Annotated in this window: 17 protein-coding genes and 1 pseudogene; 9 read left to right on the top strand and 9 right to left on the bottom strand. The window is 72.8% G+C overall.

All coding sequences use genetic code 11. From position 1 onward, the window contains the following. The first annotated feature begins 69 nt into the window (after positions 1-69). Both HEP85_RS30680 and HEP85_RS30675 read left to right on the top strand, forming a co-directional pair. The gene (locus HEP85_RS30680; protein WP_168530780.1) at positions 70-2793 is read left to right on the top strand and encodes a LamG-like jellyroll fold domain-containing protein; all 2724 of its coding nucleotides are present in this window, start codon (positions 70-72) and stop codon (positions 2791-2793) included. Positions 2794-2916: 123 nt separating this feature from the next. Further along, positions 2917-3606 (top strand): hypothetical protein, encoded by a 690-nt coding sequence (locus HEP85_RS30675; protein WP_168530779.1) that lies wholly within the window; start codon positions 2917-2919, stop codon positions 3604-3606. Here the strand turns inward: HEP85_RS30675 and HEP85_RS30670 are convergent. Beyond that, the gene (locus HEP85_RS30670) at positions 3585-4712 is read right to left on the bottom strand and encodes a glycosyltransferase (RefSeq protein ID WP_168530778.1); all 1128 of its coding nucleotides are present in this window, start codon (positions 4710-4712) and stop codon (positions 3585-3587) included. The genes HEP85_RS30675 and HEP85_RS30670 overlap by 22 nt on opposite strands. Further along, entirely contained in the window at positions 4709-5248 is a 540-nt protein-coding gene (locus HEP85_RS30665; protein ID WP_168530777.1) for a WcaF family extracellular polysaccharide biosynthesis acetyltransferase, read from the bottom strand. The genes HEP85_RS30670 and HEP85_RS30665 overlap by 4 nt, the downstream gene beginning before the upstream one ends. Before the next feature lie 124 nt (positions 5249-5372). On the opposite strand from HEP85_RS30665, the gene HEP85_RS30660 reads away from it, so the two are divergent. Next, positions 5373-6881, top strand: coding sequence for a hypothetical protein (locus tag HEP85_RS30660; RefSeq protein ID WP_211118095.1), 1509 nt, complete (start codon positions 5373-5375; stop codon positions 6879-6881). A gap of 34 nt (positions 6882-6915) precedes the next feature. Here the strand turns inward: HEP85_RS30660 and HEP85_RS30655 are convergent, their stop codons facing one another. The 3 genes from HEP85_RS30655 to HEP85_RS30645 all read right to left on the bottom strand — a co-directional run bounded on the left by HEP85_RS30655 (position 6916) and on the right by HEP85_RS30645 (position 11113). Beyond that, entirely contained in the window at positions 6916-8142 is a 1227-nt protein-coding gene (locus tag HEP85_RS30655) for a hypothetical protein (RefSeq protein ID WP_356012131.1), read from the bottom strand. A gap of 74 nt (positions 8143-8216) precedes the next feature. After that, entirely contained in the window at positions 8217-9911 is a 1695-nt protein-coding gene (locus HEP85_RS30650) for a lipopolysaccharide biosynthesis protein (protein WP_168530775.1), read from the bottom strand. Next, a complete protein-coding gene (locus tag HEP85_RS30645; protein WP_168534173.1) occupies positions 9908-11113 on the bottom strand; it encodes a glycosyltransferase in 1206 nt (401 codons plus the stop codon). Before HEP85_RS30645 ends, HEP85_RS30650 begins: the two co-directional genes overlap by 4 nt. 364 nt (positions 11114-11477) lie before the next feature. Between HEP85_RS30645 and HEP85_RS30640 the strand changes: the two genes are divergently transcribed. Next, entirely contained in the window at positions 11478-11957 is a 480-nt protein-coding gene (locus HEP85_RS30640; RefSeq protein ID WP_168530774.1) for an adenylyltransferase/cytidyltransferase family protein, read from the top strand. On the opposite strand, the gene HEP85_RS30635 is transcribed toward HEP85_RS30640, so the two are convergent. From HEP85_RS30635 to HEP85_RS30625, 3 genes are all read right to left on the bottom strand, one after another. After that, complete coding sequence (locus HEP85_RS30635; RefSeq protein WP_168530773.1) at positions 11917-12636, bottom strand: CDP-alcohol phosphatidyltransferase family protein; 720 nt, start codon at positions 12634-12636, stop codon at positions 11917-11919. The two genes, HEP85_RS30640 and HEP85_RS30635, sit on opposite strands and share 41 nt — an antisense overlap. Positions 12637-12811: 175 nt before the next feature. Beyond that, positions 12812-13675 carry an alpha/beta fold hydrolase gene (locus HEP85_RS30630; RefSeq protein ID WP_248002125.1) on the bottom strand — a complete coding sequence of 288 codons (864 nt, stop codon included), beginning with the start codon at positions 13673-13675 and terminating at the stop codon, positions 12812-12814. Positions 13676-13831: 156 nt separating this feature from the next. Further along, entirely contained in the window at positions 13832-14191 is a 360-nt protein-coding gene (locus HEP85_RS30625; RefSeq protein ID WP_168530772.1) for a metalloregulator ArsR/SmtB family transcription factor, read from the bottom strand. Between the two features lie 186 nt (positions 14192-14377). On the opposite strand from HEP85_RS30625, the gene HEP85_RS30620 reads away from it, so the two are divergent. Continuing rightward, positions 14378-14539 (top strand): hypothetical protein, encoded by a 162-nt coding sequence (locus HEP85_RS30620; RefSeq protein WP_168524957.1) that lies wholly within the window; start codon positions 14378-14380, stop codon positions 14537-14539. Further along, positions 14518-15489: pseudogene (locus HEP85_RS30615) on the top strand (cation diffusion facilitator family transporter); the annotation flags it as partial. The gene HEP85_RS30620 and the pseudogene HEP85_RS30615, both read left to right, overlap by 22 nt. A 327-nt stretch (positions 15490-15816) precedes the next feature. Here HEP85_RS30615 and HEP85_RS30610 read toward each other — a convergent pair. Next, positions 15817-16857, bottom strand: a complete 1041-nt coding sequence (locus tag HEP85_RS30610; RefSeq protein ID WP_168530771.1) for a cation diffusion facilitator family transporter — start codon at positions 16855-16857, stop codon at positions 15817-15819. 111 nt (positions 16858-16968) lie between these two features. Here HEP85_RS30610 and HEP85_RS30605 point away from each other — a divergent pair, with 111 nt between their 5' ends. The 3 genes from HEP85_RS30605 to HEP85_RS30595 all read left to right on the top strand — a co-directional run bounded on the left by HEP85_RS30605 (position 16969) and on the right by HEP85_RS30595 (position 25415). Further along, positions 16969-17241 carry a hypothetical protein gene (locus HEP85_RS30605; protein ID WP_168524956.1) on the top strand — a complete coding sequence of 91 codons (273 nt, stop codon included), beginning with the start codon at positions 16969-16971 and terminating at the stop codon, positions 17239-17241. Positions 17242-18147: 906 nt separating this feature from the next. After that, positions 18148-23202 carry a beta-ketoacyl synthase N-terminal-like domain-containing protein gene (locus tag HEP85_RS30600; protein ID WP_369657912.1) on the top strand — a complete coding sequence of 1685 codons (5055 nt, stop codon included), beginning with the start codon at positions 18148-18150 and terminating at the stop codon, positions 23200-23202. After that, on the top strand, positions 23199-25415 hold the full coding sequence (locus HEP85_RS30595; RefSeq protein ID WP_369657911.1) for an SDR family NAD(P)-dependent oxidoreductase: 2217 nt from the start codon (positions 23199-23201) through the stop codon (positions 25413-25415). Before HEP85_RS30600 ends, HEP85_RS30595 begins: the two co-directional genes overlap by 4 nt. The last annotated feature ends 20 nt before the right edge of the window (positions 25416-25435 follow it).

Below are 25435 nucleotides of genomic sequence, written 5' to 3'. Positions count from 1 at the left end.
ATCAGGGGAAACACGGACGGGCACGCCGAGGCAATGGGTCCGCAACCGGGCCCGGAAGCCGGGGGGTTCATGCACAGATCCAGAGGGCTCAGCGCCGCCCTTGTCCTTTCCACCGCGGCAGGCCTGGGCCTGGTGGCCCTGCCGCAACCGGCGGCCGCGCTGACCGCGCCCGTCGCCTTCACCGCCGACGACCTGCCGACCTGGCAGACCAACGGCATCGTGTGGGCGCTCGCGGAAGCGGGCGGCACGGTCTTCGCGGGCGGCACCTTCTCCCAGGTGCGCCCGCCCGAGGGGGGAAGCGGCACCGCGCAGAACGCGGTGAACTTCGTCGCGTTGAACGCGGCGACCGGCAATCCCACGTCCTGCAACCTGTCCTTCACCATCGGAAGCGGCACCGCGACCGTGCGGGCGCTCGCCGTCTCACCGGACAAGAAGACGCTCTACGCGGGCGGTTACTTCGGCGCGGTCAACGGCACGCAGGTCAGCAGCCTCGCCGCCATCGACATCGCCACCTGCACGCCCAAGGCGAACTTCCACCCCAGCGTGTCCGCCACGGTGCGAGCGCTCGCTGTCACGAACGACACCGTGTACCTGGGCGGAGACTTCACCTCCGTCGGGGGCAGCGCGCACGCGCGGTACGCGGCGGTCGACGCCACCAGCGGCGCGGTCGAGCCGTTCCAGGCCGACGTCGACGAGCCCGGCCGGGCCGTCGCCGTCACCCCTGACGGCAGCAACGTGATCCTCGGCGGCGACTTCTTCACCGTCAACGGCGCGAACTCGCACGCCCTGGCCGTCGTCGACGCCGGCACGGGCGCCAACGTCCGCACCTACCCGGGGTTCATCGAGAACAACTCGGTGGTCAAGGCGCTCGACACCGACGCCACCGGCTTCTACACCGGCAACGAGGGCACCGGCGGCGGCGTCTTCGACGGCCGTATCGCGCTCGACCTGTCCACGCTGGACCAGCGGTGGCGCGACACCTGCCTGGGCGCCACCCAGGCCGTCAAGTCGTACCAGAACGTGGTGTACAGCGCCTCGCACGCGCACGACTGCTCCAGCGTCGGGGAGTACCCCGACGGGCGCCGTCACCACCTGCTCGCGGAACCGACCAGCGGCACCAACAAGCTGGGCTGGTTCCCGGACACCAACGACGGTCTGGGCGAGGGCATCGGCCCGCGCGCCATGGCGATATCCGAGGGCTCCGACAACAAGTACATGTGGGTCGGCGGCGAGTTCACCACCGTCAACGGATCGGCGGCCCAGGGCCTGACGCACTTCGCGTCGTCCCCGGACGTCGGCGCGCCGACCGTGCCCTCGGTCGGCGCCGAGTCCGTCAAACCGACCGAGGCCCGCGTCCGCTGGCGCGCCAGCCTCGACACGGACGACACCAGGTTGACGTACAAGGTCTACCGCAACGGCGGTTCGACGCCCGTCTACACGGTCGACGGCGACTCCGTGGAGTGGTCGCGTCCGCAGCTGTCGTTCACCGACACCAACGTCACCGCCGGTTCCACGTACAGCTACCGGGTGACCGCGACCGACGGTGCCGGCAACGCCTCCGCGCTGTCCTCCACGGCCACGGTGACGGTGCCCACGTCCGCCCAGAAGTACGCGGCGAAGGTGCTCGACGACGGCGCCGGTCTCTACTGGCGCTATGACGAGTCCGCCACCCCGTTCGTCGGTGACAGCTCGCCGGGCGACCAGAGCGGCATCCACCTCAACGGGCCCTCGCTGCGCCAGACTCCGGCCGCCGTGACCGGTCCGTCGACCGCCATCGGCTTCAACGGCAGCAACCAGATCGTCTACAGCGACAAGCGCACCACGGTGCCGAGTCAGTACTCGATCGAGACCTGGTTCAAGACGACCACCACCAGTGGCGGGAAGCTCGTCGGGTTCGGCAACAACACCACCCAGGCCAGCGGTAATTACGACAAGCACGTCTACATGCGCAACGACGGCCGCCTGGTCTTCGGCGTGTGGACGGGCACCGCCCGCACCATCACCTCGTCCGCCGGCTACAACGACGGCACCTGGCACCACGTCGTCGCCACCCAGGGCTCCTCCGGGATGGCGCTGTACGTGGACGGCACCCAGATCGGCACGCTCGCCGAGCCCGACAGCCAGAGCTACAGCGGCTACTGGCACGTCGGTGGCGACAACCTCAACGGCTGGCCGAACCAGCCCTCCAGCAGCTACTTCGCCGGGCAGATCGACGAGACCGCGATCTATCCGTCGGTGCTGAGCGCGGCCCAGGTGCAGAGCCACTACACCCTGGCCTCGGCTCCGGCCGACAGCGTGCAGACCGTCCGCGCGTCGGACGACACGTACGTCAACGCCGGTGCCGCGAGCACCAACTACGGCACCTCCACCTCGCTGGCGGTGCGGGGCAGCGCGGCGTACGAGACGTACCTGCGCTTCGACCTGCCGGCGGCACCGGCCGGGACCGTGCTCAAGAGCGCGCGGCTCGCGGTGAAGACGACCACGCTGAGCAGCGCGGGCAGCACGGACGACTTCGCTGTACGGCCGGTCACCGGAAGCTGGACGGAGGCGGGGACCACCTACACCTCCAAGCCCGCGCTGTCCTCGACCGCGGTCGGCACCCTCAGCGGTGCCACCGACCTGTCGACGGTCTACTCTGCGGCACTCGACACCGGGGCACTCTCCCCGGCCCTCGGGGGCAGCTACGGCCTGGCGCTCACCAGCACCGGGGCGGACGCGCTGTGGCTCTGGTCCAGTGAAGCGTCGACTGCGGAGAACACCCCGCAGCTGGTGCTGACCTTCGGGGCGCCGTAACCCTCACCGCGCCCCGTGTCCGGGGTGCGGGGCCACGGCCCCGCACCCCGGACATCCCGCTCGGGCCCGCACCCTGTGCGGGCCCGCATCCATACCCAGGCCCGTTGGGCCGCAGGAGCCACCATGCACACTCGTACCCTTCGCTCCCTTCGGCGAGGTGCCGCGGCCGGCGCCCTCACCGCGCTCCTCGCGCTCTCCGGCTGCAGCTCGGACGGCGGCTCGGAGGCGAAGCAGAAGGCCCCGCAGCACGTCTCGGACGACCAGGCCGCCGCCGTACCCGACGACCAGGCGAGCCCCGCCGCCGAGGGCTCGGCGGCCCCCTCCAAGGGCCCGGTCCTGCCCGACGCGAAGCTCACCCCGGCGACCGGTTCCTTCACCGCCCGGCAGAAGGAGTACCTGCACGGGCGCGTGCCGAAGAACATGGACCCGGCCGCCGTGCTCCAGGTCGGCCAGGAGACCTGCCAGCGCGTCGAACGCACCGCCGCCCACGACAAGGACGCGGCGATCGGCGCGCTCATCGCCGGGGACCTCCCGTCCGCCGACGGCGCGATCGCCCAGCTGTGCCCGAAGCAGAAGCCCCTGCTGGACACCGCCGCGACCGGTTTCCCCGACGGCACGCGCAAGAAGCCGGAGCCGGGCACGTACCGGTCGCTGACCACCGCCAAGGGCTGCACCTGGCGGGCGCTGGGCACGGACGACAAGGTGTTGGCGTCGGGCCCCGGCCCGGGCAATCACAAGAACGTGACCGCGAAGATCCCGGCCGGAACCCGTACGTTCGTCTCGTCCGGCTGCTACGCCTGGCTTCCGGCGTAGGCCCGCTCGTACACGTCGAGCAGCGTGCCCAGGACCGCGTCCATCGCGAACGTCTCGGCGGTGAGCTTGCGGGCCGCCGCCGACGCGGACCTGCGCACGGACGGCTCCAGCAGGTCGAGCACCGCCGGGGCGATCCCGTCCCGGCCGGTCACCACGCGCCCGGCCGCGGCCCGGTCCACGTCGCGGGCCAGGCCGTTGGAGTCGGTCACCACGACCGGGGTGCCCACGGCCATCGCCTCCAGGACCGACATCGGGAACGGCTCGTCCACCGACGGCAGGACGTAGACGGACGCCCTGCGCAGTTCCTCGGTCATGCGCGTCCCGTCGAGCGGGCCCGGGCAGCTCACCTTCGCCGCGAGCCCCAGTTCGCCGATCCGGCGCCGCACCGCGGCGAGTTCACCCTCGTCCGGACCGGCCACGACGAAGGTCGCCTCCGGGTGCCGGGCCAGGATCGCGGGAGCCGCGTCCACCAGGTCCACGGGGCGCTTGCGGGCCTGCAGCCGGGCCGCGTACAGGATCCGCGGCGGGCCCTCGGGGGCGGGGCCCTCGGGCTGCGCGGGTACGCCGTTGACCAAGCGGACGGCACGGTCGAGGCCCGCTCCGCCCACCACGGCGTCCAGACCACGGAGTTCGTGCGGGGTGAGGTGCAGTACGGCGGCTGCACCGCGCAGCACCCGGCGTACCGCGACCGCGTCGAGGAGCCGGGCCGACAGCCGGTCGCTCGGGTCGACCATGCCGTGCGTCTGGAGGACCAGGGGCCGGCCGGCGCGCAGCGCGGCGAGCGCCACCGGCAGCGTCACCAGGTCGCGGGCGAGATGCACATGGACGACGTCGGCCTGCCGTACGAGGCGGTGGGCGCCGGCGAGGAGGGACGGCGAGGTCAGACCGCTGAAGCCCAACGGCAGGACCCTGCGCGCCTGATGGAGGCGGGCGGGCACACCCTCGATCTCCTCGGGCAGTGGCCGCCGAAAGCCGTCGGCGAGAGCGGTGAGGCGGACGTCGTGTCCCCGCTCCCGCAGACTCCGGCAGAGGTTGAGGGCGACCCGGACGGGACCGCCGAAGGCGTGGGTGGTGCTGTGCAGGGTGACCGCGTGCAGCACTCTCACGCCGGCTCCTCGACGGGTCGGCGCCGGTTGTCCGCGGTGTGCAGCGTCAGTTCGGGCAGGTCTTTGTGGAGGACCGCGCCCGCGCCGACGACGGCGCAGCGGCCGACCTTCACTCCGGCCAGGACGGTGGCGCGGGCGGCGATCCACGCGCCGTCGTCGACGGTGATCGGCGCGTTGCGGTAACGGAAGTCGGCGGCGCGGTGGTCGTGGCTTCCCGTGCACAGCAGGGCGTCCTGCGACACGCACACATGGGCGCCGAGGGTGACCGGTTCCAGGTTGAGGATCCAGGCTCCCTCGCCGATCCAGGTGTGGTCTCCCACCGTCAGCTTCCACGGCCACAGCACCCGCACCCGGTGCCGGACGAGCACCCCCGTGCCGATCTCGGCACCGAAGGCGCGCAGCAGGGCGGTCCTGACGCGGGCCGGGGTGAACCACGCCATGAAGACCGTGTTCATCACCGCGAACCAGAGCGCCTGGACGACCTTCCCGCGCCCTTTGTCGTATCCGGCCAGTGTGAAGGCCGGGAGATCACGCATCGATCCATCCCCCCTGACAGCGTCTCCCCAGACGCTAGTTCGCCACACTCTAGTAGCTGGGCGTTCACCGCAGGCCAGGCCTCAGTAGACTGCGGCGGGGATCTCTTTCGGGGGCGGGGGCGCCATGACGCAGCAGACGGACCGGAGCGCGGCGGCAGAACCCGCGGCGCCGCCGCCGAGTTGGCAGGGGCGCGCCGCGCTGCCCGCCTTCTCGCCGCGCACGCTGCTCTCGCGCGCCCTGTCGGTCCCGCTCGTGCTGGGATTCTCGGTGTTCCTGCCCCTCCTGGTGCTGGTCCAGCCGGGCACCGGTCTGCACGACTCGGCGCTGTGGCTGCAGTTGGCGCTGGCGATGTACTCGGGCATCCGGCTGTCGGCGATGATCCTCACCAGCCGCCGCAAGCTGCTCGCCGGTTCCTTCTGGCTGTTCGTCTACATGGCGATGGGGGTGGCGCCGCTCGCCCAGGCCGTGCTCGGGCGCACTCCGACGCCGGTGGTGGGGGCGCGGACCGATCTGACCGAGGCCGTCGCGCTCGTCCTGATCGGCTGTGTCGCCTTCGACATCGGATCGCTGCTCGCACGTCAGCGGCCCGAACGGAAGCGGGACGAGGGGCTGCGCCCTGCGCTGGTGCACCGACGCCGCCTGTACCTGCTGACCGTTGTCGCCTTCGTCGGCTCCGCGCTCCTTGTCGTCAAGCTGGGCGGCCCGGCGGTGTTCTTCACGAGCCGCCAGGAGATCATCAGCAGCGTTCAGGAGGCGGGTCTCTCCCAGGCGGACTCGCAGGCGGGTCAGGCCATCGTGCGCGGCTTCGGCACCGTGCCGGCCCTCATCGCCTGGCTGGTGTACACACGGTGGCTGGTGACCTCGCGGCGGGCTCGCCGCTCGGCGGTGATCATCACGGTGTGGATGGCGCTGGCCGCGCTGAACGCGGTGGTCAACAACCCGATCTCCAATCCGCGTTTCTGGTTCCTCACCGTCCTCTTCTCGCTGCTGTTCACCGTCTTCCCGGTGAGCGCCGCGATGTACAGGATCGCGCTGAGCCTGGGTGTGGTGGTGGCACTGATCGTCTTCCCGTTCGCGGACCGGTTCCGCTACGACGACGCCAACTACCGTCCGGTGCAGACGACTTCCCCCCTGGAACCCTTGGCCCTCAAGGACTACGACCAGGTCGGCATGTTCGCCAACACCATCACCTACGTGCGGTCGGGGCGCGGTCACACCTACGGGCGCCAGCTGGCGGGCTCGGTGCTGTTCGCGGTGCCCCGGTCGGTGTGGCCGGGCAAGCCGATGGACACCGGCGTGGTCGTCGGCCAGTGGATGGGAGCGACCAACACCAACCTGTCGTCGCCGGTGTGGGCCGAGCTGTGGATCGACTTCGGCCCGATCGGCATGACGGCCGGGTTCGCGGCCCTGGGGTACGCGGCGGCACGGGTGGACCGCCGGTATGCGCGCCGTGCGGTGCGCCGGGCCCCCCCGGGCAGCCTGATCGCCCTGGTCGTGCCCCTGGTCTCCGGGTACTCCTTCATCCTGCTGCGGGGGCCGTTGCTGCAGGCGTCGGGGCGCGTGGCGATCGCGGCGTGCTGCATCGCGCTGATCACCACGTTCCGGCAGGACCGGGCCGCCGGACTGCGCTGAACCGGGCTGCCCCGACCGCCGGAACCGCCGGCTCTCAGCCGGTGGGGACCGCCGGGACGGGCGCGGCCGTGGACCGCTCCTCCACGCGCAGGCGCGCGACGCGTGTCCAGGCCGCCACCGCTTTCAGCGCGGAACCCGCGGCCAGCCCCCAGGCAGCACCCAGCGCCGATCCGGTCAGCAGGTATCCGGCGAGCATGAGGGCGACCGAGAGCAGCGAGAACACCACCTGCACCGACAGCGTGGCGCGAGGGCTGAGCACCCGCAGGGTCACCAGGGCACAGGTGCCCAGGCCCATCACCGCGTACTGGGCACCCGAGGCGGGCAGCAGCGCGGCGGCCGACTGCCAGGTGGCGCCGAGGAGTTGGCGTCCCACGTGGTCGGGCAGCGCGTAGAGCACCAGCCCCCAGGCGAGGCCGACGACACTGAGCACCAGGCCGAGCGCGGCGGCGGCACGGGTAGTTGCCCGGCGGCCTCCGAGACGCCCCAGCAGCGGCGGACCGAACGCGTTGACCGAGTTGAACAGGACGTTGAGCGGGCCGAAGAGCGTGGTGGCCCCGCGCAGCGCTCCGACCGCCAGCGGGGCGGCGAACAGTCCGAGGCCCAGCACGGCGAGCTGGCTGGAGGCGTTGCCCACGGCGAACTCCACCACGAAACGCTGTCCGAGGTGGCCCCGGCGTACATAGGGCAGCAGGTCGGCTCGCGCGCCGCGCACATGGGGCCACAGCAGGCGCAGGCCCAGCAGCAGCGCCGGCACGGCCGACAGTCCCCAGACGGCCACGAGCATCCCCGGCGCGGCATGCCGGGGCTGGAACAGCAGCGCGGGCACCACGCACAGGAGGCGCAGGCTGTCGGCGGCCAGCGCCAGGCCCGGGCGCTGCAGGGTGGAGAACGCGTACCGCAGTTCGTCCTGCACCAGCACCAGCGGCAGGACGAGCCCCAGGGCGAGGAAGGCTCCGCCCGGACCGGCCCAGCCGCCGGTGACGGCGGCGGCGATCGCGCCGGCGACGGCCAGCAGTACGCCGCCGACGGTGGCGGCCAGCGCGGTGAAGGCCGTCGCGGACCGGCAGGCGGCCCCGACGGCGGCGGTGTCGCCCCGGGTGAGGACGACCGCCTGGCCCACGTACGCCATGTTGAGGCCGAGCAGCACCGTGAAGGTCAGGTAGACCATCGAGAAGGTGGCGAACCCGTGCGCGGTGGAGACGCGGGCGGCGATGACCAGTACGGCGATGTTGGTGAGGCTGGACGCCGCCTGGTCGAGCACGGAGGCGAGAGCGGCTGTCGAACGCCGCGGTACGCGAGGCGGGTCGGACGTCGGCGGCGGTTGCCCCGGCGTGGTCACCGGTCCCCCGAGCGGAGGGTGCGCAGCGCGACCGTGTCGCTGCCGTCTCCGTCGAGGTGCCGGTCCGGCTCGGGCCTGGGGCTGGGCGGAGCCGTCCTGGCCGCCGGGCTCTGGACCGCACGGCGGCCGTTGCCGCGGCGGGCGGAGGTCCCCGCTTCGCTCCGCTTCGACTCGGTGTGGGTCACCGCGCCCAGCACGGTGCCGCCCGCACCGACGATCAGTTCGCGGATGCGGACGAGGTCGGCGCGGTGCACGGTGCGCGGGTCACAGACGATGAGCACCCCGTCGACCCGGTCGACGAGCGCGAGGGCGTCGGCGTAGGCGAGGACGGGCGGGGCGACGACCACGACCGTGGCGTCGGGATCGTCGGCCTCGGCGATCAACCGGGTGGTCCGCGCGGAGGTCAGTGCGCGCGGGACGTTGCGCACCCGCTCACCGGCGACGAGGCCGAAGGCCCCTGACTCCCCCGCGTCGACGACTAGTTGGCCGCGGCCGGGCCACTCTCCCTCGGCGTGCTCGCTGGTGCGGCTCCAATGGGGCCGGAAGGCGGCCGACACGTCGAGCCGTTCGGAGAGGGACGGGGTGCGCAGATCGGCCTCCACCAGCAGCACGTTCTTGCCGGTCTCCGCGAAAGAGGCGGCGAGGTTGACCGCGACGGCGACGCTCGACTCCATGGAGCCGCGCGGGGCGACGACGAGCAGGCGGCGCCGGTCGGCGAACCTCTCGTCGTAGGCCAGCCGGAAGGCGATCGAGCGGTACTCCTCGGCCGCCCGGGAGTCGGTGTGGCCGACCACCAGGGTCCCCGCCGAGCCGCGCGGCAGCGCGCCGAGGACGGGACCGCGCACCGCACGGGCCACGTCGCCCGCCGAGCGCGGCGCGGGATCGAAGACCAGACGCACCCAGGCACCGAGCAGGCCCAGGCCGACGCCGACGAGGCCGCCCAGTCCGAGTGAGAGCGGCAGGCCCGGCCCGTCGGACGAGGGGGGAACGGTGGCGTTGCGGATCACGTTGCCCGGCGTCATGTCGAGCGCCTTCAGACTGGTGATCTTGCCACGCAGGTCGGTGATGCGGTTGAGCAGGTTGGCCTGCACCGCGTAGGCGGAGTCCGCGGCGGAGCCGTTGGGCAGGGCCTTGATCTGCCTGGCGAGTTCGTCGTTCTGCTTGGCGACGGGATTGAGCTGGTCCTGCAGGCTCTTGAGCATCGACCCCCGGACGGCCTCCCACTGCTCCTTGCGCAGGTCGATGTAGGACTGCGTGAGGGCGTTGGCGCGGCGGGCCGCCTGCTTCGGGTCGGCGGCGGTGTAGGTGAAGTGCAGCACGAGGGTCTGTGGCGGGTTGGTGACCTGGAGTCCGTGCTGGAGCCGGTCGACCCCGTCGGCGCCGATCCCGAGTCGCTTCGCGGCGCCTTCGGCGACCTTGCGGCTGAGCGCCGTCTGCCGCTCGGACCCCATGTTGATCGCCTTGTCGCTGGACAGGGTCGGTGCGAAGGGATCGCTGGTGGGGGCGCGCAGCACGACGTCGGTGGTGGCGGCGTAGCTGTCGGCACCGGTGATACCGAGCCAGGCGCCGGCCAGCAGTCCGACACCGATGCCGCCGCTGATCAGCCAGCGATAGCGAAGGAGTTGACGGAACTGCTCGCGCAGCTGCTCCGGCTCGTCCTCCCCCCGTGCGGGAACGTGTGTGTCGCTCACCTTCCAGGTCCCCCCAAAACTTCGTCGATCAGCGCGTCGATCCGCGCGAGACCCGCCTCCCGTGACAGATGAGCGGCCACATGGCGCGGTCCCGCCGCGCCCAACTCGTCCGCCGTCACCGGATCTTCGGCGAGTGTACGCACTGCCGACAGGAACTGATCGGGATTCTCCGGTTCCACAAGCATTCCGGCACCCGAGCGCAGCACTTCGCGGGCCGTGCCGCCTTCGGCCGCGACGGAGGCGACCACCGGGCGGCCGGCCGCGAAGTACGAGGTGAGTTTGGAGGGGACGCTCATGTCGAGGACGGAGGCACGCTGGGTGACGGCGAGCACGTCGGCCGCCGCCAGCACGTCGGGGAAGTCGGCGTCGGCCACCGAAGGCAGGAACTCCAGATTGGGCAGCCCTCCGGCACGGCGGGCGAGGTGCTCGCGCTGGTTGCCGTCGCCCATCAGCACGATCCGGGTGGCCGGATCGCGGCGGGCCGCCTCCACCAGCACGTCCAGCCCCTGCTTGAGGCCCATGTTGCCGGAGTGCAGCACCACGGTCTGCCCCGGCCGCCAGCCGAGGCGCTCACGGGTGCGGGCACGGGGAGCCGAAGGTGCCTGTATGTGCGACCAGTTGGGCACCAGGCGGATGCGTCCGGGATCCACTCCCATGGCACGCACCCGCTCGACGAACGTCTCGTGGATGACGCCGACGAGGGTGGCACGCCGCAGTACCCACGACTCCGCGCGCTCGGCGAGCTCGGCGGCGCGGCCACCGCCCTGGATGCCGGACTGTGCGGCGGCCGCGCCCATCAGGTCCTGCACGACCGGCACGTAGGGGACGTGGTACCGGGCGGCGATACGCGCGCCGAGCACTCCCCCGGCGAGGCTGGGCAGTTGGGCGAGCACGGCGTCGACGCGGCCGGTGCGGGGTGGCGCGACCAGGCCGTGCACGAGTATCGAACTCTCGAACAGGGCTCTGCGCAGGGCGCTTTGCCGGGGCGGGACGCTGTGCCGACGACGGTGAACGGTGACTCCGGCACGCTGTTCGGTGGCCCGCCACACCCCGCGGTAGGCGGGGTCGAGGCGCCAGGACGGGTAGTGCGGGAGCCCCGCGAGAACGTGGGTGTCATGCCCTCGGCTCGCCCAGTGCTCGGCGATGCCGGTCGCGTACGGTCCGATACCGGTGTGTTCGGGGGCGTAGTTGGTGGACACCAGGAGCAGCCGGCGCCTGGATGTGGCGAGTTCGCTCTTCTTTCCGGTCAGTGCGAGGCCGTCCGGCCCGGTGGTGCGCTGCTCCGGTACGGAGGCCGCTGTGTGAGCGGCCCCGCGCCCGTCCCGACGGCTGCGCTCGTCGTGGGTCTCTGTCACGCGACGAAACCTTCCCCCCGGCCACCTGCGCGGCCTCCCCTGTGCGTCCGCGCCCTACGGGCCCCGGGGCCCACGCCCTCATCAGAAGTGAACCAGGACGCACCCTAATTGTTCACCCTTCCTGCACCTAGCATGAACGCTATCGTCAAAGTCCGTGCATCCCCGCAAAGGGGTGCGCATTGGGGGACAGCATCGATCAAGGGGGGCATCTGTGCCATCAGGCAAGCCGTATCGCGTGGGCTACGCGCCGGGCGCCTACGATCTTTTCCACATTGGGCACTTGAACATCCTGCGGCACGCGCGTGCCCAGTGCGACTACCTGGTGGCAGGCGTGGTCTCGGACGAGATGGCCCAGAACGCCAAGGGGAGGCTGCCGATGATCCCGCTGGTGGAGCGGCTGGAGATCGTCCGAAGCATCAAGTACGTGGACGCCGCGTTCGTGGAGACCGTGCCGGACAAGCTGGAGACGTGGAAGCAGGTCCGCTTCGACGTCCTGTTCAAGGGCGACGACTGGAGGGACACGCCGAAGGGGGAGCGGCTGGAGCGGGACTTCGCCACCGTAGGCGTGGACGTCGTCTACTTCCCGTACACCGTGCACACGTCAAGCACCCAACTGCGGCGCGCCATCGACGCCCTGGACGGGACGCGGTTCAACGACGAACTGCGGACAGCTCCCGGAACCACTTGGTGAGGAAGGCGACGAGGAAGAGCGCGGCGGCGACGGCGAGAACGGTGTAGGCCCACCGGAAGGCGCTGCCGCCGCCGAGCAGCAGGAAGACCAGGCAGAACACCCCGTGGTCGACCGGGAGCAGGGCCACCGCGCGTGCCGCGGAGGGCGGGCCCCCGTCGCCCGGGGCCGCCTTGGGCTTGAGCTGCTCGGTCAGCAGTCCGCCGAAGAACGTCACGACGGCGACGAGTTGGAATCCGAGCGGCACCAGCAGCCAGCCGTCGGCCGCGGTCCCGAAGTGACCGGGGTGCCGGTAAAAGGTGAGCAGCACGGCGGTGTGCAGGGCGGTGATCTTGGCGCAGTCGACCACATGGTCGAGCCATTCACCCGCCGCGCTGCCGCCGCCGCGCAGCCGGGCGAGCTGCCCGTCCGCGGAGTCGAAGGCGAAACCCACGGCGAGCCCGAGCCACACCACGAGGCCGGCGGCCACGGTGGGCACGGCGAGCGCCGCCACCGCGACCGCCGCGAAGCTGAACGCCGCACTGATCATGGTGACGTGGTTGGGTGTCAGCCCCAGCCGGTACGCCCCGGCGGCGAGATACCGGCCCGCGGGCCGGTTCACGAACCGCGAATACAGCGATACGCCCTTCGCGCTCTTCTGCGCGGACTTCAGCCGTATCAGCGCCGACGCCGTACTGCTCATCGATCCCCCCGGACCTCATGACCTCACCGGTCGTTCCCCTGATCCACATCATCACAGGTGATGGCGCGCGATGACGAACGATCGGAGAACTCATCACGAGCTGAGGGTGTCGCCACGAGGGCGGGAGCGTGGACCGGCGGACGCGCCCGCATGTTCCCGGGGCGGCGAACCCGGTTCAGGGACGGAGACGACCGAGCCATTCCAGCGCGGCGACGGCATGGCGCAGGACGGAGATGTGGCCGTCGGCCGGGTGCAGGCGGAGTTCCGAGCGGGGGCACCGGCTCGCGAGCCACTCACTGTGGGAGGAGGGGACGACCCTGTCCTCGCCGCCGTGCAGAAGGAGCACCGGGCCCGTGATCGACCGTGGATCGCAGCCCCAGGCGCCGACGTAGGCCAGGTCGTCGTCGATCAGGCCGCCCGGGCCCGCTTCGACGGCGGGGCCGACGACCTCGTGGAACCAGGACCACTCACCGGCGAGGGCCGCGTGGTCGGCCGCGGTGAACATGCCCGGGTCGTAGGTCGCTTCCGCCTCGTGGCGCGCCTTCTCCTCGCGGCCCGCGACGGCCGCGGTCAGCGACGCCCGACCGGCGTCGTTCATGCCCGCGAACCAGTCGAGTCCCTCGGCGCCGAAGGGGGCCGGCCCCGCCACGCTCACCGTGCCGAGCACCCGTTCCGGCAGCAGGGCCGCACACGCCAGCGCGTGCGTTCCGCCGCCCGAGTGCCCCATGAGCGCGAAACGGCCGATGCCCAGCGCGTCCGCGATCCGGGTGACGTCGGCGGCGGCCGATGCCACGTTCCGGCCCGGCAGCGGGGTCGATCCGCCGTAGCCGGGGCGGTCGTACGACACCCAGCGGATGCCCAGTCGTTCGGAGGCGGCGAAAAGGGGCTCGGGCGGCGCTCCGATGTTGGGCGTGCCGTGGTGCCAGAGGACGGTGAGGCGATCGGACCCGTCCGCACCGGTGTCGTGGACGTGCAGTCTGCGTCCATCGGCCAGCTCCAGCTCGCTCTCCGTCACCCCGGTGCCCATGGCCTCGGACATCTCCCTTCCTCCCTTTCCCTTCGCGTTCCCTTCGCGCGGGCGTCGGTGGCGGCAACCTACCGGGTCCCGGCGGAAGCGGCACGCGGCGCCGCTTCGGACACCTCGGACACCTCTGACGCCTCGAACACCTCAGCCGAGTCGGTCGTGCCAGGTGTGTCAGTCGTGCGCGGGCCGGTCGCTGATCCTGTGGTCGGCCAGGTTGAGGGCCTCGTCCACCACCCGGCGCAGGTGGCCGTCGCGCAGGGCGTAGACGACCCGGCGGCCCTCCTTGCGGGTGGTCACGAGTCCCGCGAGACGGAGCCGGGCCAGGTGCTGACTGACGGCCGGGCGGGCGGCCCCGCAGGTCTCGGTGAGGGTGGTGACGTCGGCCTCGCCCTCGGCCAGGGCGTGCAACAGCACCAGACGGGTGCGGTCCCCGAGCAGGGCGAGCAGTTCGGCGGCGAGGGCGAACTGCTCCTCGCCGGGTGTGCGCGGGTGCGCATCGGTGGCAGGTGACAGATGCATGCGTGCGCTCATATGCACATAATGGAGCGGTGGGCACCATCGTGTCCACCGCTGCCGCGCCGCCTTCCCGCCCACGTACCGGACGGCCCGGAAAGGGGACCCACGTGAGCCACCACCACGCACACGGTCAAGGTCACGCACACCCGCACAGCCACGACGAAGACGGATACGCGCACGAGCACGAGCACGCCCACGGACATGCGCACAGCCACAGGCAAGGGCAAGAACGCGGCCAGGGACAAGCCCACGGCCGCGGGCAGGAGCACGGGCACGGCCATGGGCACCCGCACGCTCCTGGCGCTCCAGGGCCGGAGGCCCGCCGAGCGCGGCGGTTCGGGCACCGGCTGCGGCATCTGCTGACGCCGCACTCGCACGAGGCCGCCGACAAGGTGGATCCGGCACTGGAGTCCTCCGCCCGGGGCATGCGGGCCCTGTGGGTCTCGCTGGCCGCGCTCGGCGCGACGGCGCTCGTCCAGGCGGTGATCGTGGTGTTCTCCGGGTCGGTCGCGCTGCTGGGCGACACCGTGCACAACGCCGCGGACGCGCTCACCGCCGTACCCCTCGGCATCGCCTTCGTCCTGGGCCGCCGCGCCGCCAACCGCCGCTTCACCTACGGCTACGGACGTGCCGAGGACCTGGCCGGCATCGCCATCCTGCTGACGATCACCGCGTCCGCGGCCTTCGCCGCCTGGGCAGCCGTGGACCGGCTGCTCGACCCGCGGGACATCCGGCACGTCCCGGTGGTGGCCGCCGCGGCCGTCGCCGGGTTCATCGGCAACGAGTGGGTGGCCCGCTACCGCATCCGCGTCGGCCGGGAGATCGGCTCCGCCGCCCTGGTCGCCGACGGTCTCCACGCCCGTACGGACGGGTTCGCCTCACTCGCCGTCCTGCTCGGTGCCGGTGGCGCGGCGCTCGGCTGGCGGTCGGCGGACCCGATCGTCGGACTTCTGATCACGGCGGCCATCCTGCTCGTGCTGCGGGACGCCGCCCGCGAGGTCTTCCGGCGCGTCATGGACGCCGTCGACCCGGCCCTCGTCGACTCCGCGGAGACGGCGCTCCTGACGGTCGACGGCGTACAGGAGGTGAGCGAACTGCGGTTGCGCTGGATCGGTCACCGGCTGCGCGCCGAGGTCGCTGTCGTCGTCGACGGGGAACTGTCCGTACGCGCGGCGCACGCGGTCGCGGTCGCGTGCGAGCACGCGCTGCTGCACACGGTGCCGAAGCTCGACGCCGCACTGGTGCACGCCGATCCGGCAACCGCGCCAGGCGAGGCCGACCCGCACTTGGCGCTGGCGCATCACACGTCGTCACACCACGCGTCGGCGCATCACACGTCGGCGCACCACGCGTCGGCGCAGGACACGTCGGATGGTCATGCGTCGGCGCACCTCACGTCGTATGGTCACGCGTCAGTGCACCACCCGTCGGACGGTCACACGTCGGCGCACCACACGTCGCACGGTCACACGTCGGATCGTCCCGCGCCCGCCCACCACGCACCGTCCCAGCCCACGCGTGGCCAGCACACACAGGACGACCGCACACGGGCCCCGCACACACAGTCCGACCACGCGCGGACCGGTCAAACGCACGCCGATCACACCCCGGCCTGATCCGGCCGGGGTGTGCCCGCCGGCTCAGTGTTCGTGCGGCTCGTCCCGGTGGACCGGCCCGTGGGCGTCCTCGCAGTGCCCCGGGTCGTCGAGGAGCTTGCGCTCCCCGGGCAGCGCCACCTGAAACACCTGCTCCGAGGCGTGGTCGACCTGGAGCGTGGTGTGCGTGATGCCGTAGTCGTCGCGCAGGAGCTCCTCCAGGTCCCGCCGGACGGCGTGGCAGTCGCCGGCGGACTCGACCAGGACGTGTGCGGACAGGGCGGCCTGACCGGAGGTGATCTGCCAGACGTGCAGGTCGTGCACCTCGACGACGGCCGGCAGGGCGACGAGCCGGTCGCCGAGCGCGTCCGGGTCGACGTCCGCGGGCGCGGCCTCCAGGAAGATGCGGCCGGACTCGCGCAGAAGCCCGTACCCGGCCTTCGCCATCAGGGCCACCACCATCAGCGTGGCGATCGGGTCGGCGCGGCTGAAGCCGGTCAGGACGATCACCAGCGCGGCGACCGCGGTGCCGACGAAGGCGAACAGGTCGTTGAGGATGTGCTGGTAGGCGCCCTCGACGTTGAGCGAGGAGCGGTTGGCCTGGGAGATGCACCAGGTGGCGGCCACGTTCACGGCGATACCGACGAGGGCCGTGATGAGCATCAGCCCGCCCTCGACCGCGGGCGGGTCGATGAGCCGGCGCACGGACTCGTACGCCAGCCAGGCCCCGAGCAGCAGCAGTGTCAGGCCGTTCGCCTGGGCCGAGAGGATCTCCGCGCGCTTGAGGCCGTACGTGAAACCGCCGCGGGCCGGGCGCGCGGCGAGCCGCATGGCGATCAGGGAGAGCACGATGGACGCGGCGTCGGTGAGCATGTGCGCGGCGTCCGAGATGAGGGCCAGCGAACCGGCGAGGACACCGACGACGACCTCGACCGCCATGAACGCCGTGATGAGGGTGAGCGCGATCGCCAGCCAGCGGCGGTCGGTGCCCGCCGACACCCCGTGCGAGTGGGCGCCATGACTCCCCGAGCCGTGCTCGTGCCGCTGCGCGTGCCCGGATCCGTGGTCATGACCGTGATCGCTCATGCTGTCCGTGTTCCCCCTGTGCGTCGAGTGCCTCGATCGAAGTGAAACGCACCGCCGGGCATTCGGCAAAGGCTGCACCGGTCACCGTTGTCATCTTCGGCAGGACTCCCTTTGACCTGCGGCAACGCATCCGTCGGCCGACAGACGTCGCCGGCCGCGCCCGCCCAGGCCTGCGGCGCCGCACGGGCGGCCGCCCACCCGCGCTTCCCGCTCTCGGCCGTCGCCGCCGAACGGCGCGAGGCCGCCGGCGGCCTCGGCGCCTTCGCCCGCCCCGGGACCACCGAGGACATCGACGCCGTGTTGTCCTGGTCGCTCGGCGCCGTCTCGCCCGTGGCCGGGCGACTCCTCCAGCGCCGTTCCGGTGTCGGCCGCACCCTCCGATGACCGGAATCCCCATCCCCCGCACGCTCGACGGCAACGAGTTCGCGCCGTTCTTCGCTGGGGCCGAGGACCCCGCACAGGCTTGTCCCCCGGCCGAGCGGACCAGAAGTCGCCCCGGGCACCGGCGCTGCGGGCGTGTCCGGTCCGGCCCGGACGGACGGCGGCGCCGCTCGCGCCGACGTACGGGCCCCGACGCCCTTCGCCGGCGAGGGTGCGCTGGTCTCACGGGTGCGGAGCACGGTGGACGCGTGCGGGTCTGCCCCTCCGCCCGGCCGGACGCAGGGGCAGTCGGTGGTGCACCCGCCGACGAACGCCCCACGCGTCCCCCTCACCACCGCCGCCCCGGCGGCCGTCGGATCCGGCCAGGGTCCGGTCAGGCGCACGGCCGGTCCGGGCTGCCGAAAGAACATGATCCACATAGCGTGGACCGTGCCGATCGAGCCAACCTACTGGCGAGTACGAATCGCGGCTATTCACACCCAAGTGATGAATCCCACCCTTTTGCCCGGCGCGAATTCCGATTATGCGAGGCAGAACTGTTGAAGGATTCAATTTACATCGAGGGAAACAATACGTTTCCGTGCGAGCCCTCGTACACCCTGCTTTGACTTTTCGTCAGGAGCCATTTCCGCAGGCCGACCCAGTGGGCGACCAGCACCCGAACAGTGGTCGACCAGCCGCTCAACTGCCCAGGAACAAAGCACCCGTTGCTCGCCCACGCGGGAATCCGAAGCCGCCATGTCAGCAGTGTTACGTCGGGTAAGTCCTGCCTCCTTGAGAGTTTGACTTTCACCTGGATGCGCAATAAGCATGAGCGTGCTTCACATCGGTCACGGCTTGTTGTGAAGCGCAAGCGCTCTCCGCTCTCCCCCACCATTCCTCACTCCCGTGTGATATTGGAGCGTTCGCGTGCCTGTGCCGAATATCGATACTTCCGGCCCGCTTGCTGTCGACGACATCGTCATCGCCGTGAACCCGTTCGCCGTCCCGTCCGCACGCGTCACCGCCGCCGCCGTGCGGGCCGGTGGTCTGGGCGTACTGGACCTCACCTCGGGTGGGCGCCGGGCAGCCGGGGAACTCGCGCTGGCCGGGGAATGGTCGCCCACCGGTTTCGGCGTACGGCTCCGCGACGACGCCGCCTTTCCCGCGCGGGAACTCCCCGTCGGCGCGCACACCGTCCTGCTGACCGACGACGCCTGCTGCACCCCCGCGGACTTCCCGGGCCGTCGCGTGCTCGTCGAGGTGACCGGCCGGGAGCAGGCGTTACGGGCCGCCGCGGCCGGCGCCCACGGGCTGATCGCCCGGGGCCACGAGGCAGGCGGACCGGTGGGCGAGCTGAGCACCTTCGTCCTGGTGCAACAGCTGCTCGGCGACGAGACGTTCGATCTGCCGGTCTGGGCCTGCGGCGGCGCCGGACCGTACACCGCGGCGGCCGTCGTGGCGGGCGGCGGCGCCGGGGTCGTCCTGGACACCCAGCTCGCCCTGCTCAGCGAGGCCGAGGCAGGGCTGCCCGCCGGCACCCGGGCCCTGCTGGCCGGGCTCGACGGCTCCGAGACCACCCTGGAGGCGGGCCGCCGCGTCGTACGACGCCGGGGAACCCCGGAGGGCGCCCCGGCCTCCGAGATCGGTCAGGACGGTTTCCTCGCGGCCCGCTTCCAGGAACGCTGGGGCACCGTCCGCGCGGCCGTGCGAGGCGTACGGGACGCCGTCCTCGACGCTCTCGAGGACGCCGGTCCCGCGCTCGGCACCACCAGTGCGGGCAGCCGTGCGCTCGGGACCGAACTGCCGGTGGCCCAGGGGCCGATGACCCGGGTCAGCGACCAGGCCGCGTTCGCCGCCGAGGTGAGCGGACACGGCGCGCTCCCCTTCGTCGCACTCGCGCTGTCCGGCGCCGAGCAGACCCGCGCCGTCCTGGAGCGGACCAGGGACACGCTCGGGGACGCGCCCTGGGGCGTCGGCGTGCTGGGCTTCGCGGACGAGGAGATCAAGACCGCACAGCTCGCCGTCGTACGAGAGATCCGCCCCTCCCACGCGATCATCGCGGGCGGCCGTCCCGCACAGGCCGCCGTGCTGGAGGAGGCGGGCATCTCCACCTTCCTGCACGTGCCGTCCCCGGGCCTGCTGAAGCAGTTCCTGGAGGCGGGCGCGCGCAAGTTCGTCTTCGAGGGCGCCGAGTGCGGCGGACACGTCGGACCGCGCAACAGCTTCCCGCTGTGGGAGGCACAACTCGGCGTGCTGGACGACTTCCTGGCGGGCGCGAAGAACGGCACGGCGGCCGAACTGCACCTGCTCTTCGCGGGCGGGGTCCACGACGAGCGGTCCAGCGCGATGGTCAGCGCCCTCGCCGCGCCGCTGAGCGCCCGGGGTGCCGCCGTCGGCGTGCTGATGGGCACGGCGTACCTGTTCACCGAGGAGGCGGTCGACGCGGGCGCCGTGCTGCCGCTGTTCCAGCGTCAGGTGATCGCCGCCGAACGCACGGACCTGCTGGAGACCGCCCCGGGGCACGCCACCCGCTGTGTCCGCAGCCCGTTCACCGACGAGTTCGCCGCCGTCAAGGAGGACCTGGCCGCCCGTGAGGTGCCCGGCCGGGAGGCCTGGGAGCAGTTGGAGCGGCTCAACGTGGGCCGGCTGCGGCTGGCCAGCAAGGGCATCGAGCGGGCCGGGGGCGAGCTGCGCGAGGTGGATGAGGAGAGACAGCTCGCCGAGGGCATGTTCATGGCCGGTGAGGTGGCCGTGCTGCGCTCGGCCGTCACCACCGTCGCCGCCCTGCACGCCTCGGTCACGACCGGGGCGGCCGCCTTCCTGGCCGACCGGCTGGCCGCCCTCGGTCTCGGGGAACCGGCCGCCGTCCCCTCCCCCGAGCCGCTGGACATCGCCGTCGTCGGCATGGCGTGCATGTTCCCCGGCGCCCCCGACCTCGCCACCTTCTGGGCCAACGTGCTGGCGGGCGAGGACTCCGTCACCGAGGTGCCCGCGACCCGGTGGGACGCCGGCCTCTACCACTCCCCCGACGGCTCCGGAACCGGCGAGAGGACGCCGTCCCGGTGGGGCGGGTTCCTCCCCGAAATCCCCTTCGAGCCGCTGCGGTACGGGATTCCGCCGGCCTCGCTGCCCGCCATCGAGCCCGTGCAGCTGCTGGCTCTCGAGGCCGCGCGCCGGGCCCTGGAGGACGCCGGGTACGGGAGCCGGCCCTTCGACCGGGCCCGCGCCTCGGTGGTGTTCGGCGCGGAGGCGGGCAGCGACCTGTCCAACGCCATGACCCTGCGGTCCGTGCTGCCGTCCTATCTCGGTGCCGTGCCGCCCGCGCTGGACGCGCAGTTGCCGCGCCTGACCGAGGACTCCTTCCCCGGCATCCTCGCCAACGTCATCGCGGGCCGGATCGCCAACCGTCTCGACCTCGGTGGTGCCAACTACACCGTGGACGCCGCCTGTGCCTCCTCGCTCACCGCGGTCGACGTGGCGTGCAAGGAACTGACCGGCGGTACGAGCGACCTGGTGCTGTGCGGGGGCGCGGATCTGCACAACGGCGTCAACGACTACCTGCTCTTCGCGTCCGCCCACGCCCTGTCGCCCTCCGGCCGTTCCGCGCCCTTCGACAGCGCCGCCGACGGCATCGCACTCGGCGAGGGCGTCGGCTGCGTCGTCCTCAAACGGCTGGCCGACGCCGAGCGCGACGGGGACCGGGTGTACGCGGTCATCAAGGGCGTCGGCAGCGCGAGTGACGGCCGGGCGCTGGGGCTGACCGCTCCCCGGCCCGAGGGTCAGTACAACGCGCTGACCCGGGCGTACCGCAACGCGGGCGTCTCCCCGGCCGAGGTCGGGCTCGTCGAGGCGCACGGCACCGGGACCGTCGTCGGTGACCGCACCGAACTCGGCGCTCTCACCCGCGTGTTCGAGGAAGCCGGGGCCGAGCCGGGGAGTTGTGCGCTGGGGTCGGTGAAGTCGCAGATCGGTCACACCAAGTGCGCCGCCGGGCTGGCCGGACTCATCAAGACCTCGCTGGCCCTGCACACCGGCGTACGGCCACCGACCCTGCACCTCACCGAGCCGAACCCGGCCTGGGACGCGAGCAGCAGCCCGTTCGCCTTCCACACCGAGGCCCGGCCCTGGGCCGCCGCCCCGGCACGACGCGTCGCCGGGGTCAGCGCCTTCGGCTTCGGCGGCACCAACTTCCACGTCGTGCTGCGGGCCCACGAGGACGGGCCGCCGCCGGTCACCGCCGCCCAGCAGTGGCCCGCCGAGCTGTTCACCTTCCGTGGCGCGGACCGGGCGGCCGCCGAGCGTGCGGCGGCCGAGCTGCTCGCCCTGGTCGAGGCGGATCCCGGCCCGTACGAGCCGTGGCGGCTGCGGGACTTCGCCCTCGCCGCGTCCCGGCGCGCCGAGGCCGCCGCGCCCCGCGGCCTCCCCGTGCGCATCGCGCTGGTCGCCGCCTCCACCGACGAGCTGAGAGACCTGCTCGGGCGGGCGGTGGCGGGCGAACACAGCTCGGAGGACGGCCTGTTCACCGCCACCGCGGAGGGCGGCCTGCTCGCCTCCGCACCGAAGGACAGCCTTCTCGCATCCGCCCCGGACGGTGGCCCGTCCACCGTCACCCCGGACGCCGCCGACTCCCCGCGGGCCACCGCGGACCCGGCCGGGCCGGCGGCCGACAACGCGACCGGCCCCGTACCGGCTGACGCGGGCGTCGCGGTGCTCTTCCCCGGGCAGGGCAGCCAGCGGCCCGGGATGTTCGCGGAGCTGTTCGTGGCCTTTCCCGAGCTGCAGCGTCATCTGCGGCTCGACGAGGCGACGGCCCGGGTGCTCTTCCCGCCCGCCCCCTTCGACGAGGCGAGCCGCAAGGAGCAGCGGGAGCGGATCACCGACACCACCCTCGCGCAGCCCGCGCTCGGGCTGACCTCACTCGCCGCCTTCCAGCTCCTGAGCAGGGCCGGGATACGCCCGGCGATGGCCGCGGGGCACAGTTACGGAGAGCTGTCGGCGCTCGCCGCGGCCGGTGTCCTGGCGCCCGGGTCCCTGTTGCGGGCCAGCCACGAACGGGCCGCCGCCATCCTGGACGCCACCGGCGGCGGCGACCCCGGCACCATGGCCGCCGTCACCGCGCCCGAACCGGAGGTCGCGACGGCCCTGGCGGAGGCCGGCCTCGACGCAACGGTGGTGACGGCGAACCGCAACTCGCCCCGCCAGACGGTGATTTCGGGCCCCACCGAGGACGTGCTCAGCGCCGTGGAGCGGCTGCGCGCCCGTGGACTGAGCGCCCAGCGCATCCCGGTGGCCTGCGCGTTCCACAGCCCGCTGGTCGCGGCCGCCGGCGAACGGTTCGCCGAGGCGCTCGCCGAAGTCCCCTTGAGCGCACCCGACTTCCCGGTCTGGTCGAACCGTACGGCCGGCCCCTACCCGCGGACGCCCAGGGCGATCCGGGCGGAACTGGCCGCCCAGATCGGCGCGCCGGTCCGGTTCGCCGACCAGATCGAGGCGATGTACGAGGCCGGGGCCCGGGTCTTCGTCGAGGCCGGCCCCGGGTCGGTGCTGACCCGGCTGACGGGCGCGGTGCTCGGCGACCGGCCGCACCGCACGGTCGCCCTGGAGGACGGCCGCCGCACCGGGCTCACCGGGTTCCTCGGCGCGCTCGCCCGGCTGGCCGTCGCCGGGGTGGACGTCAGGACCGGGTGGCTCTTCCAGGACCGGGACGCGCTCGACGCCGCCCGCGCCACGCGTCGCAGGCGCGCCGCCTGGACCGTGGACGGCCATCTGCTGCGTACCGCGGACGGTGTGATCCCCGCCGCCGCACTCCACCCCGCCGAGCGCGTCCCGGAGGCACTCATGACCAGCGGCGGCACCCCGCACGGACCGGCGGCCGCGACCGGCTCCGAGGCCCTGATCAGCGAGTTCCTGCGGACCAGCCGGGAGATGATCGCGGCGCAGCGGGACGTGATGCTCGGGTACCTGGGCGCCGACCCGGGGTGAGACCCACCGCCCCCGCCCCGATCGCGTCCACCGCCCCCGCCCCGGTCACGTACGCCGACGCTCCCGTCACGGTGACGGTGCCGCCCGTCGCCGTCGCCGCGCCGGCCGAGGCGCTGGAGGCGGCGGGTGGTTCGGTGCTGTCCGTCGTGCTGGAGGTCATCGGTGAGCGCACCGGCTACCCCGTCGACATGATCGAACCCGACCTCGACCTCGAAGCCGACCTCAGCGTCGACTCCATCAAGAGAGCCGAGATAGCCGGAGAACTCGCCACCCGCCTCGGACTCACCACCACCGGCGCCACCGACACCCACATCGAAGACCTGGCCAAGGCCCGTACGGCCGCCACCATCACCGCGCTGGTGGAACGGGTGACCGGGGCGCGAACCGCTCGAACGGGCCAGACGGCCCAGGCCTCCGCCTCCGCCGTGGCGGACACGGCTCCGACCGCCGAGACCGTCCTCGCCCTCGTGCTGGAGGTCATCGGTGAGCTCACCGGCTACCCCGTCGACATGATCGAACCCGACCTCGACCTCGAAGCCGACCTCAGCGTCGACTCCATCAAGAGAGCCGAGATAGCCGGAGAACTCGCCACCCGCCTCGGACTCACCACCACCGGCGCCACCGACACCCACATCGAAGACCTGGCCAAGGCCCGTACGGCCGCGAGCATCGCCGCGCTGGTCGCGGGTGTGCGGGGCGAGGTGGCCGGTCCCGGCCCCGTGGAGGGCGCCGGGGCCGGCCCCAGGGAGGGCGGACCCGCCTCCGCCGAGCCCGTCGTCGTGGCGCCCAGGCGTCTCGTGATGCGGGAGTTCGACCTCGACCCCGCAGAACCCGCATCCGCGACAGACCAGTTGGTGGGGCGGATGTTCCTGCTGCTCGGTCGCGGACCGGTCGCGGAGGCGCTGACCGCACGGCTGACCGCGCACGGCGCCCACGCCCTGACCGCCGGGGAGCCGCCCGCCGGAGCGGAGTTCGACGGTCTCATCCACCTGGTCGCCCCGGACTCCCCACCCGTACTGCCGGACGCCTACCCCGCCTACCGGCGGGTGCTGGCCGGCCACCCGCGCTGGGTCCTGGCCGCGGGTGCCTCGGCGGGGCTGCGCGGCTTCTTCCGCTCCCTCGCGCGCGAGTACCCCGACACCGTGGCCCGGGTCGTCGAGCACGCCCCCGGCACCCCGCCCGAGGACCTCGCCGCCGATCTCGTCGCCGAACTCACGGCCCCCGACCGGGAACCGGTGGTGCTGCGCTCGCCGGGGGCCCGGCGCGGACTGCGCATGACCGAGGAGGGCCTCGGCCTGCTCGGGAGCACCGGCGCGGGCCCGGCCGGGGACGGTGCCGCCGAGGCCGCCGCGCTCGGTCTCGACAGCACGTCGGTCGTCCTGCTGGTGGGCGGCGCCCGGGGCATCACCGCGCGGTTCGCCGCGACGCTGGCCGCCGCGAGCCGCTGCCGGATCGAGCTGTTCGGCCGCACCGCCCTGACCGACGGCGAGGAGGACCCCGCCGTCGCCGCCGCGCACGGCGCGGGGGAACTGCGGTCCGCGCTCATCGCGGGCGGTCTGCGCGTCCCCGCCGAGATCGAGCGGGCGATCGGCCGGATCCAGGCGGAACGCGAGGTCCGCAGCACGCTGCGCGGGCTCACCGCGCTCGGCTCCGAGGTCCGCTACCGCGCGGTGGACGCCCTGGACGGCGACGCCGTGCGCCGGGCGGTGAAGGAGATCCACGCCGAGCACGGCCGACTCGACGGTGTCGTGTACGCGGCCGGCGTGATCGAGGACAAGCTGATCGCGGAGAAGAGCCCGGCGTCCTACGACCGGGTGTTCCGTACCAAGGTCGACGGCGCGCGCGAACTGCTCGACGCGGTGGGCGAGTTGCCAGACGGACCGCGCTTCGCCGTGCTGTTCGGCAGCATCGCCGCGACCCTCGGCAACCGCGGCCAGAGCGACTACGCCGCCGCCAACGACGCCCTGGAGTCCCTCGGCGCCCGCTGGGCGGCGTCCGGCACGGGCCGCCGGGGCCTCACCGTCCACTGGGGCCCCTGGGCGCCGACGGGCGACGGCAACCACGGGATGGTCACCCCCGAGCTGATGCGGCACTACGCGGGGCGGGGCATCCAGCTCATCGACCCCGAGGAGGGCACGGGCAGCCTGCTGCGCGAGCTGGCGTGGGGGCCCGCGGCCGACACCGCCGTCGTCTACACCGCCTCGGGCTGGTGACCGGCGTGACGAACACGCGC

Origin of the sequence: Streptomyces sp. RPA4-2, assembly GCF_012273515.2 — a bacterium.
Classification (GTDB): Bacteria; Actinomycetota; Actinomycetes; order Streptomycetales; family Streptomycetaceae; genus Streptomyces; species Streptomyces kaempferi.
This window is presented reverse-complemented; position numbering and strand designations above follow the sequence as displayed.